A 10827-nucleotide genomic window follows, 5' to 3' on the forward strand; every position below is an offset into this window, starting at 1 on the left:
TATCGCTCTTTTTTTTTGGGGATTGGATTAGAAACTAGTCTTGTTTCTCATCTGTCACCACTCGAGAGTTATCCGGTGTAGCGAAATGTTCAGATAGCTCTTTGTTTGAAATGATGTAGCCAACCCACAATGCACCTAAACAAATTACCACTGCGATACCTGTTGCGCTCAATGCTTGGCTAGCCATTGCTGCCACCAAGGCACTTGATAGGCCACTGATACTGATTTGCAGGCTGTTCTGTAAACCAGCCGCCGTTGCTGGGCTTTGCTTGGCACTTGATAGAGCACGGTTTACCACGATTGGGTAAAGTGCGCCATTTGCTACAGCAATCAAACAGAAAGGTGCTAGTAGAGGCCAGATTGATGTCAGTTCCCACTGTGATGCGATAAAGATAAGCATCGCCGCTACGCTGAACAAGCCGATAAGGTTTCTTAGTACCACACCATCACCGTACTTCTTCACTGCTTGCTTACCGAAATAACCACCAGCCATGAATGCAATTGTCTGTGGAATGAAGCTAAGGCCTATATCTTTTGCTTCATAACCCAGTTGAGCCATGATCTCTGGCATACCCGTTAGATAAGCGAAGAACGCAGCTGACGCCGATGCAAACATCAATACGTTGCCCATGTATGGCTTTGAATGAAGCAGTGCTTTGATGTCGGTTTTGATCGATGTTTGTTTTACTTCTGGCGCTTCTTTTGGTTGAGCCATGGTCGTTGCGATCAACAATGCGCCCATTAGCGTCAATGTGATAAAGATACTGTGCCAACCAAAACTGTCTGCTAGCAACACACCTAACTGAGGTGCTAGTGCAGGAGATAGCGCTACCAAAGGCATGATAGTCGCAAAAATTTGCTGGCTACTGCTTTGCGAGTAGCGCTTGATAACCATTGCTTGCCAGATTACCGCTGGGGCACATACACCGATTGCTTGAATGAATCGTAGTGTCAGTAGGTGCCATACCTCGGTGCTGAATGCTAAGCCGAATGACGCTGCAGTAAAGATAACAAGACCAACCGCCAGTGTATTTCGGTGGCCATACTTGTCACTCGCTAGACCCCAAAGAAGTTGACCCATTGCCATACCGCCAAGGAATACGGTTAGAGACAGTGCGATTTGTTCTGGACCAGTTGCGAAATCAATCTCCATTGCCTTAAATGCAGGGAGGTACATATCAGTCGCGATAAAACCAAGCATTGAGAGAACTGCAAGATAGACCAATTGAAATTTAGAAATATTCATAAGATGCCATTAAACTAAAGGTAGTGATGTTTTTATCATCAAAAAAATTGTTTGATATACAGAGGTTAAAGTCCCTGTTTGTTTATGCTGACATTCTATTTTTCAGAACTGATAAAATAAAACGCTAAAATATATGGTTATCAATCAAAAAATTTGAAGGCTTATGTTCTCTAAATCCTCTTTAGAAATGCTCGATACGGTTGCTCGCTTAGGCAGTTTTACTGCGGCTGCAGAGCAATTACACAAAGTACCATCAGCGATCAGCTATGGTGTTCGGCAAGTCGAGCAAGAACTGGATGTTCTACTTTTCAGACGTTTACCGAGAAAGGTAGAGCTGACACCAGCAGGTGAGTTGTTCATTGAAGAGGCACGTGCGCTACTGAGACAGATGGAGGAGATCAGTGCCCAGACTCGCCGAGCGGCACGTGGTTGGAAGAAAACCTTGCGCCTAACGCTCGATAACGTGGTTAAGCTCGATAAGATGAAGCCGATGATTGAAGAGTTTTATCAAACCTTTGAGTTCGCTGAGCTGCAGATCAACATGGAAGTGTTTAATGGTTCTTGGGAAGCCATTGCACAGGGCAGGGCGGATGTCGTCATTGGAGCCACTTCGGCGATTCCGGTCGGTGGCGACTTCGAAGTAAAGGATATGGGGCGTTTAGATTGGGCATTTGTGATGTCGCCAAGTCACCCATGCGTCCGTGAGCAAAACCTTAATGAAGCGTTTGTTAGCCAATACCCAGCAATATGTTTGGATGATACTTCTAGTGTACTGCCTAAGCGACACACAGGACACTTTTCGAATCAAAGGCGACTGTTGTTACCTAACTGGTATAGTGCGATTGAATGTCTAAAAAATGGCGTTGGTGTAGGTTACATGCCAAGGCACATTGCCGCGCCTATTATCGAGCAAGGCTTGCTGGTGGAGAAAATACTGCCAGAACCAAGCCCGCAGAGTCATTGCTGTTTGGTGTGGCGAAAAGACGATAACCATAAATTGATCGAATGGATGGTGAAGTACTTAGGGTCGAGTGAGCAACTTCATCAAGATTGGTTGGATCATCGAAAGGCGATCTAATAACTCTTTATAAAATGATCTTTTTCAAGCTTGAGCTGAATATTCACCAATAAAAAGAGCGAGTAAACACTCGCTCTTTTTTGATTTGATAGTTAACTCTTAAGACAAGAAGAACTTGTAGGAAGGGTTATTGGTTTCATCTTTACACTGATAACCGAGTTCTCTTAAGTGTGTAGAGAACTGAGCCAAATCATCATCACCAAGTTCGAAGCCACACAATACGCGACCATAATCAGCACCGTGGTTACGATAGTTGAACAAGCTGATATTCCAGTGGGTACCTAAGGTATCAAGGAATTTAATCAATGCACCTGGATACTCCGGAAACTCAAAGCTGTATAGGCGCTCTTTTAGTGGTTTCGATGGTTTACCACCAATCATATAGCGAATATGCAGTTTCGCCATCTCATCATCAGAAAGGTCGACAACAGGATAACCACCCTCGCGTAGGTCATTGATGATGTGCTCGAGTTCTTCTTGACCACCTTGCAGACGTACACCAACGAAGATATTCGCTAGGCTTTCATCATTGTGGCGGTAGTTAAACTCAGTCACAGCTCGGCCACCGATCAGATTACAGAACTCTAAGAATGCCCCTTGTCGCTCAGGAATCGTCACCGCAAGTAGACCCTCTCGCTTCTCACCTAATTCACAACGTTCAGAGACATAACGCAGACCGTGGAAGTTAGTGTTTGCACCAGAAAGTACTGTTGCTAATTGCTTACCTTGCAGTTGGTTTTGTTCTGCAAACTTTTTCAAACCAGCTAGAGCAAGTGCTCCCGAAGGTTCGGCAATCGCACGGGTGTCTTCAAAGATGTCTTTAACCGCAGAACAGATCTCATCACTAGAAACCGCAACATGGCCATCGATGTACTGCTGGCAAAGCCGGAAGGTTTCTTCGCCAATACGTTTAACCGCAACGCCATCTGCAAACATGCTGACTTGATCCAGGACCACAGGCTCGCCTGCATCCAGCGCTGCCTTCAAGCAAGACGAGTCTTCCGGTTCAACCGCAATGACTTTAATCTCTGGCATCAGCTGCTTGATTAACACAGCAACACCAGCCGCTAAGCCACCGCCACCAACAGGCACAAAGATATAATCCATGTGGCCGTTTTGCTGCAGCATCTCCATACCCATCGTACCTTGCCCAGCAATCACCAATGGGTGATCGAAAGGAGGAACAAAAGTGTAGCCATGTTTAGCCGAAAGGCGTTCCGCTTCCGCTTTCGCTTCATCAAAGTTACTGCCGTGCAGAACAACATTACCGCCAAATCCACGTACCGCATCAACCTTGATGTCTGGTGTGGTTTTTGGCATCACAATCGTGGTCTGAATACCCAATTTAGAACCCGACAGTGCCATGCCTTGAGCGTGGTTACCAGCCGATGCCGCAATCACACCAGCGGATTTCTGTTGCTCATTGAGGCTTGATACCATGTTGTAGGCACCACGCAACTTGAACGAGTGCACAGGTTGGCGATCTTCGCGTTTTAGCTGAACCAGGTTACCAATTCGAGCACTTAAACGTGGCATATCCTGTAGAGGTGTCACAATCGCCGCTTCGTAAACTGGCGCTCTCAGGATCTGACGCAGATAATCTGCGCCAGTTTGTTTCTGGGGACTGGAGGCGTCATCACTCATAGTTAGCCCTCTAACTTAGACTTATCACGTACAGCGCCTTTGTCAGCACTGGTTGCCATGCTTGCGTAAGCTTTCAATGCGAAAGACACTTCACGTTGACGGTTTTCTGGTTTCCAGCCTAGTGCATCTTGCTTAACACGACGTGCTTCTAGTTCTTCTTCAGGAACATCAAGCGTGATTGAGCGGCTAGGGATATCGATAGTGATGATATCGCCTGTGTTCACTAGACCAATTACACCACCGCTTGCGGCTTCTGGAGAGGCGTGACCGATAGACAGACCTGATGTACCACCAGAGAAACGTCCGTCAGTTAATAGTGCACAAGACTTACCTAGACCCATAGATTTTAGGTAAGTGGTAGGGTAGAGCATCTCTTGCATGCCCGGACCACCTTTAGGACCTTCGTAGCGAATAACAACCACTTCGCCTGCTTTTACTTTACCCGCTAAGATACCGTCTACTGCCGTATCTTGGCTTTCGAATACGATTGCAGGGCCTTGGAATTTAAGGTTTTCTTCATCAACACCCGCGGTTTTAACGATACAACCATCAACGGCGATATTACCCGAAAGTACCGCTAGGCCACCTTCTTGGCTGAATGCGTTCTCTTTGGTACGAATACAACCTTCTTTGCGGTCGTCATCAAGACGATCCCAACGACAATCTTGTGAGAAAGCTTTGGTGGTACGGATGCCCGCAGGGCCAGCGCGGAAGAATTTAAGTACGGCTTCGTCTTCTGTCTGCATGATGTCGTATTGAGCAAGTTGCTCTTGCATGCTTAGACCAAGAACGGTGCGAGTTTGGTTGTTCAATAGACCTGCACGATCAAGCTCACCTAGGATAGCCATTACGCCACCAGCACGGTGCACGTCTTCCATGTGGTATTTAGGTGTTGAAGGAGCAACCTTACATAGGTGTGGAACGCGGCGAGACATCTCGTCGATATCACCCATATCAAAATCAATCTCACCTTCTTGAGCTGCCGCTAAAAGGTGAAGTACTGTGTTACTTGAACCACCCATCGCGATATCTAGCGCCATTGCATTATCAAAGGCTGCGCGGTTAGCAATGTTGCGTGGCAGTGCTGATTCGTCATCTTGCTCGTAGTAACGCTTAGTTAGGTCAACGATGCGTTTACCAGCATTGATGAATAGCTCTTCACGGTCAGCGTGCGTTGCTAGCATAGAACCGTTACCTGGCTGAGAGAGGCCAAGCGCTTCTGTCAGACAGTTCATTGAGTTAGCTGTGAACATGCCTGAACATGAGCCACATGTTGGACATGCAGAACGTTCTACTTGCTCACTTTGCGCATCAGAAATGGTTGGATCGGCACCCTGAATCATCGCATCAACAAGGTCTAGCTTGATGATTTGATCTGAAAGCTTGGTTTTACCGGCTTCCATTGGGCCGCCAGAAACAAAGATTACAGGGATGTTGAGGCGCATTGCAGCCATCATCATTCCCGGAGTGATTTTGTCACAGTTAGAGATACACACCATCGCATCTGCACAGTGCGCATTCACCATGTACTCTACTGAGTCTGCGATAAGCTCACGTGATGGCAGTGAGTACAGCATGCCGCCGTGACCCATTGCGATACCATCATCCACAGCGATGGTGTTGAATTCTTTAGCGATACCGCCCGCTTTCTCGATTTCACCCGCAACCAGTTGACCCATATCTTTAAGGTGAACGTGGCCTGGTACGAATTGAGTGAACGAGTTTACAACCGCGATGATTGGCTTACCGAAGTCATCATCTTTAACGCCAGTTGCACGCCATAAAGCGCGCGCACCAGCCATGTTGCGTCCGTGGGTAGTCGTTGCTGAACGATAGATTGGCATTGCTTAAATCCTTATAAAATATTTGGCTGTTGCTTACTTAGTTGTTTGCGTTTTGTTTTCTGACGGGTGGTCTGCTGGGTAAACATAATCTAACCAGCCCCACTTATCTTCAGTCGAGCCATTGAATAAACCAAAGTAAGCCGCTTGAACTTTTTCAGTGATAGGACCGCGTTTGCCTTCACCTACTGTAATTTTGTCTACGCTGCGAACCGGAACGATTTCTGCTGCTGTACCTGTCATGAAGACTTCGTCAGCAAGGTACAGGGCTTCACGAGCAATGTTCTCTTCACGGATTTCATAACCCATGTCTTTTGCTAGTGTCATGATCGAGTCACGAGTGATACCCGGCAGAATCGCGCTGGTTGCTGGTGGTGTAGAGAGAATGCCGTTACGAATAACAAAAATGTTCTCGCCTGCACCCTCTGAAAGATAACCATCAACACTCAGAGCAATACCTTCATCGTAACCATGACGACGCGCTTCACCACCAACTAGCAATGAAGATAGGTAGTTACCACCAGCCTTTGCTGAGGTTGGGATTGTATTTGGTGCTGCACGGTTCCAGCTTGAGATCATCGCATCTACGCCATTTTCTAGCGCTTCTTCACCAAGGTAAGAACCCCATGGGAAAGCGGCGATGATCAGATCCATTTCTGTATTTTCAGGAGGGCAAACACCTAAACCAACGTTACCCACAAAGCCTAGAGGGCGGATGTACGCTGACTCTAGCTTATTTTGGCGTAGCGTTTCGCGAGTCGCTTCCATTATTTCTTCCTCAGTAAAAGGAATTGGGAAGCGGTAGATTTTCGCTGAGTCTTTTAGGCGTCTTGCATGCTCTGGGTGACGGAAGATAACCGGACCCTTTGGCGTGTTATAGCAACGAACGCCTTCAAATACAGAAGTACCGTAGTGCATTGCGTGAGTAAGAACGTGAACGTTCGCCTCTGCCCAAGGAACCATTTCACCGTTAAACCAAATATAGTCTGCTGTTTTAGCTGTCATGTTTGCGGTTCCTTATGCGCTTATCTTTTGTTGTAAGTTGTTGTTTGGCAATTCATTACGGCTGATAGAGATAACGTCAACGGTACGCACATCCCACAGCTTTTCTATTTGATTAACCAAGAATGAAATCGGACGGTCACTGTCAACAATGATCTCAACGCTTGCCACTTTGCTTTCTTGGTTTTGGGTTCCTGCCACTTGTTTAACGATGAAACCACGGTGACGGATAACACGAAGAACACGTTCTAGTAGTACTGGTTTATCATCGGCTTTGATGTCTAGTAAGTATCTTTTCATGTTATGTGTTCTCCAACATTTCGCTGTTTGAAGCACCTGGCGGTACTAGTGGCCATACGTTTTCTTCTTCATCGATAAGAACATGAAGTAGGTAAGCGGTTTTGCTCTCAAGCATCTCTTTTAATGCAGGTTCTACTTCTTCTTTACGTGTGATGGTTTTGCCCGGGATATCGAATGCTTTTGCCAGCATCACGAAATCTGGGTTGTCATCCAAGATGGTTTCACTATGGCGGCCATCAAAGAACAGAGATTGCCATTGGCGAACCATGCCTAAGCGAGAGTTATTAAGCAGTACCATCTTCACTGGGATTTGACGACGTTTTAACGTGCCAAGTTCTTGTACGTTCATCATGAATGAACCGTCACCAGAGATAAGAATAGATTGGTCATCAGGACGACCAACCGATGCACCCATTGCTGCTGGTAAACCAAAGCCCATGGTGCCCAATCCAGCAGAGGTGATGAAGTTTTGTGGATCGCGTGGTTGAATATGCTGAGCTGCCCACATCTGATGTTGGCCTACATCTGTCGAAACTATAGAGCTTGAAGGCATCATGTCAGATAGTTGCTTGAGCAGTAGTGGAGCAAAGATAAGATCGCCTGGGTGGTCGTAGCGCCATTTGAACGAAGTACGTAGCCCTTCAGAGTGGTGAACCCAAGATGAGATGTCTTGGCTCAGTTCCAGTTGAGGCATGATTTTGTTGATGTCACCACGAATTGGTGCATCTGCCAGGCGCAATTTACTGAACTCAGCCGCATCGATATCGATATGAATGACTTTTGCGTGAGGAGCAAAGGTATCGAGCTTGCCTGTTACTCGGTCATCAAAACGAGCACCGACAACAATCAACAGGTCACTCTCTTGAACAACTAGGTTAGCGGCCTTGGTGCCGTGCATACCAAGCATACCAAGGTAATGTGGGTCGTCACGCTCGATAGTACCTAAGCCTTTGAGCGTGCTTACGGCTGGCATTGGGTTTAGGCGTAAAAATTCGCGAACGGATTCCGTTGCTTTAGCCAGTTGAACGCCACCACCTACGTATAAAACAGGACGAGTCGCTTGAGATAGGAAGTGTTGTGCTTGTTCAATCGCGTCAGTTGTCGCAACAGGTATCGCTGGTGGTGTAAATTCAGGAAGAACATCGACAGGTGTTTCTGCTAATTGAACGTCTTTTGCGATATCAACAATAACCGGGCCGGGACGACCTGATTTTGCTACGACAAACGCTTCCGCTAGTGTTGGAGCGAGGTCTTCAATATCGGTTACTAGGTAGCTGTGTTTAGTACATGACAGAGACATGCCAATCACATCCATTTCTTGAAATGCATCAGTACCGATGTGTGAGCTAGCAACTTGACCTGTGATAGCAACGAGTGGGATGGAATCCATAAAGGCATCAGCAAGGCCGGTTACTAGGTTTGTCGCACCAGGGCCTGAGGTTGCCATACAAACAGCCACATCTTGAGTTGCACGAGCCATACCAATGGCAGCCATTGCTGCACCTTGCTCATGGCGACATAGGATATGTTCAACACCGCCGTCATAAAGAGCATCGTAGATTGGCATGATGGCACCGCCTGGGTAACCAAATACGGTCTCAATGCCTTGTTGCTTGAGTGCGGATACGACCAGTTCTGCGCCTTTCATCGTAATTCCTCCGTATTACCTTTATTTTGGTAATTGTTTCCATTGTCTCTGCACATCTTGTGCTCCCATTCTTCCTGTAAATCGGCAAAGCCGAAAATAATAAAATTATAAAAATCGAATCTTTAAATTAGAAAAAACCCCCGAACTTTTCAGTGCGGGGGTTTTTTCTAATTCGTGGTTACTTTTTTCCCACTCGCCCCCGCGCAGTCTCAATAATGACTACGATAATCAGGTTAATCAGTGCATAAATGCGAGCGTTAAATGTCATAAAATTCGAGTTTTCTCGTTTATTGTCTTAAGTAAATGTCTACATCTCTAGTGTTATCACACAAATCTGCTGCATGACAAGGAAAATGTCATTCTTTTTTCACATTAAAACACCATTCCACCACGCTATATAACAACCTTATCGCTTTGGTGAGCAATGAATATCCAGGGCGAATACTTTTAAATCAAAGACAAAGGAAAGTTATGGGACTCGCGATAATTCATAGTCGAGCTAGTGTGGGTGTAGAGGCTCCAGAAGTGACAGTCGAGGTGCATATCAGCAATGGAATGCCCGGTTTTACGTTGGTGGGTTTACCTGAAACAACGGTCAAGGAATCTAAAGATCGAGTGAGAAGCGCGATCATCAATTCTCGCTTTGAGTTTCCATCGAAAAGAATCACGGTTAACTTAGCTCCCGCAGATTTACCGAAAGAAGGTGGGCGGTTTGACTTGCCTATCGCGCTTGGGATTTTAGTTGCGTCGGACCAGTTACCCACATCAAAAATAGCTCAACATGAATTTATTGGTGAGTTAGCGCTGTCGGGTGAGTTGCGCTCGGTGAAAGGGGTACTGCCTGCAACACTCGCTGCTGACAGAGTTGAGCGTTGCTTAGTCGTACCGCATCACAATGGCGATCAGGCTGCTTTAGTCGGTAAAGGGGCACATAAGTCGGCGCAAACCTTGTTGGAGGTTTGTGCAGATATGTGTGGTCAGGCTCAGCTTGGTCTATATAGAACGGAACATCATCAGGCTGATGTTTCAGTGCTTCGCGACCTACAAGATATTATCGGCCAGCAGCAAGGCAAGCGAGCATTAGAAATAGCTGCTGCTGGTAACCATAATTTATTGTTCCTCGGCCCGCCTGGAACTGGCAAAACGATGTTGGCCTCGCGACTACGCGATTTATTGCCTGAGATGAGTAACGAAGAAGCGATGGAAACGGCTTCGATCGCTTCTTTAACTCAACAAGAGATCAATCAATACAACTGGAAGCAACGACCTTTTCGGTCCCCCCATCATTCGAGCTCAATGGCAGCATTGGTGGGTGGTGGTTCGGTGCCTCGCCCTGGTGAGATATCTTTGGCGCATAACGGGTTATTGTTTCTTGATGAGATGCCTGAGTTTGAGCGCAAGGTACTCGATTCTTTGCGAGAGCCGTTGGAGTCGGGTGAAATCATTATCTCTCGTGCGGCAGGTAAGACGCGTTTTCCTGCGCGCTTTCAATTAGTCGGTGCACTTAACCCAAGCCCTACAGGTTATTATGAAGGCAATCAAGCTCGAGCGAACCCACAAATCATCCTTCGCTACCTCAATCGACTATCAGGGCCGTTATTGGACCGATTCGATATGTCGTTAGAGATCCCCCTGTTGCCCAAAGGGATGTTAGCCGAAGGTGGCGACCGTGGTGAAACGACTCAAGTCGTAAAGCAAAGGGTCAGGCAGGCTCGTGAGCTGATGCTATCTCGCAATCATAAATCGAATGCACTGTTAGGTAGCCGAGAAATTGAAAAGTATTGCCCGTTAAGACGTGAGGATGCGGAGTTTCTGGAAACGGCATTGCACCGATTGGGCTTATCGATTCGCGCTTACCACCGGATCATCAAGGTGGCGCGAACCATTGCTGACCTTGACGGTAATGAGCAGATTGAAAAGAAGCACCTATCGGAAGCGCTTGGCTATCGAGCCATGGATCGGTTGTTGAAGCAACTCACAGCTCAAGCTGTATAGTAATACCAATCGTAGTAAACAACGGGTCATTTATTTACTACGATTGGTATAAAAACAAGAAAGCCTGCTTTTT

At 46.7% G+C, this 10827-nt stretch carries 8 protein-coding genes; 2 read left to right on the top strand and 6 right to left on the bottom strand.

The window, feature by feature from the left end; translation table 11 throughout:
• Positions 1-34 precede the first annotated feature (34 nt).
• A complete protein-coding gene (punC, locus tag ACFI6G_RS20425) occupies positions 35-1246 on the bottom strand; it encodes a purine nucleoside transporter PunC (RefSeq protein ID WP_010433243.1) in 1212 nt (403 codons plus the stop codon).
• 163 nt (positions 1247-1409) lie between these two features.
• Here punC and punR point away from each other — a divergent pair, with 163 nt between their 5' ends.
• A complete protein-coding gene (gene punR, locus ACFI6G_RS20430) occupies positions 1410-2324 on the top strand; it encodes a DNA-binding transcriptional activator PunR (RefSeq protein ID WP_065100098.1) in 915 nt (304 codons plus the stop codon).
• Positions 2325-2423: 99 nt separating this feature from the next.
• Here the strand turns inward: punR and ilvA are convergent, their stop codons facing one another.
• The 5 genes from ilvA to ilvG are packed head-to-tail and all read right to left on the bottom strand — an operon-like array spanning position 2424 to position 8759.
• Complete coding sequence (gene ilvA / locus ACFI6G_RS20435; protein WP_462710445.1) at positions 2424-3968, bottom strand: threonine ammonia-lyase, biosynthetic; 1545 nt, start codon at positions 3966-3968, stop codon at positions 2424-2426.
• Positions 3969-3970: 2 nt separating this feature from the next.
• Positions 3971-5812 (bottom strand): dihydroxy-acid dehydratase, encoded by a 1842-nt coding sequence (gene ilvD / locus ACFI6G_RS20440; RefSeq protein ID WP_010433252.1) that lies wholly within the window; start codon positions 5810-5812, stop codon positions 3971-3973.
• 33 nt (positions 5813-5845) lie between these two features.
• Entirely contained in the window at positions 5846-6814 is a 969-nt protein-coding gene (locus ACFI6G_RS20445) for a branched-chain amino acid transaminase (RefSeq protein WP_462710446.1), read from the bottom strand.
• A 12-nt stretch (positions 6815-6826) separates the two neighbouring features.
• Complete coding sequence (gene ilvM, locus ACFI6G_RS20450; RefSeq protein WP_010433257.1) at positions 6827-7111, bottom strand: acetolactate synthase 2 small subunit; 285 nt, start codon at positions 7109-7111, stop codon at positions 6827-6829.
• Position 7112: 1 nt separating this feature from the next.
• Entirely contained in the window at positions 7113-8759 is a 1647-nt protein-coding gene (gene ilvG, locus ACFI6G_RS20455; RefSeq protein ID WP_010433260.1) for an acetolactate synthase 2 catalytic subunit, read from the bottom strand.
• Positions 8760-9230: 471 nt separating this feature from the next.
• Between ilvG and ACFI6G_RS20460 the strand changes: the two genes are divergently transcribed.
• Positions 9231-10754: a YifB family Mg chelatase-like AAA ATPase gene (locus tag ACFI6G_RS20460; protein ID WP_016767536.1), complete on the top strand. Its 1524-nt coding sequence runs from the start codon at positions 9231-9233 to the stop codon at positions 10752-10754.
• The last annotated feature ends 73 nt before the right edge of the window (positions 10755-10827 follow it).

Source organism: Vibrio sp. PSi01, assembly GCF_054960695.1.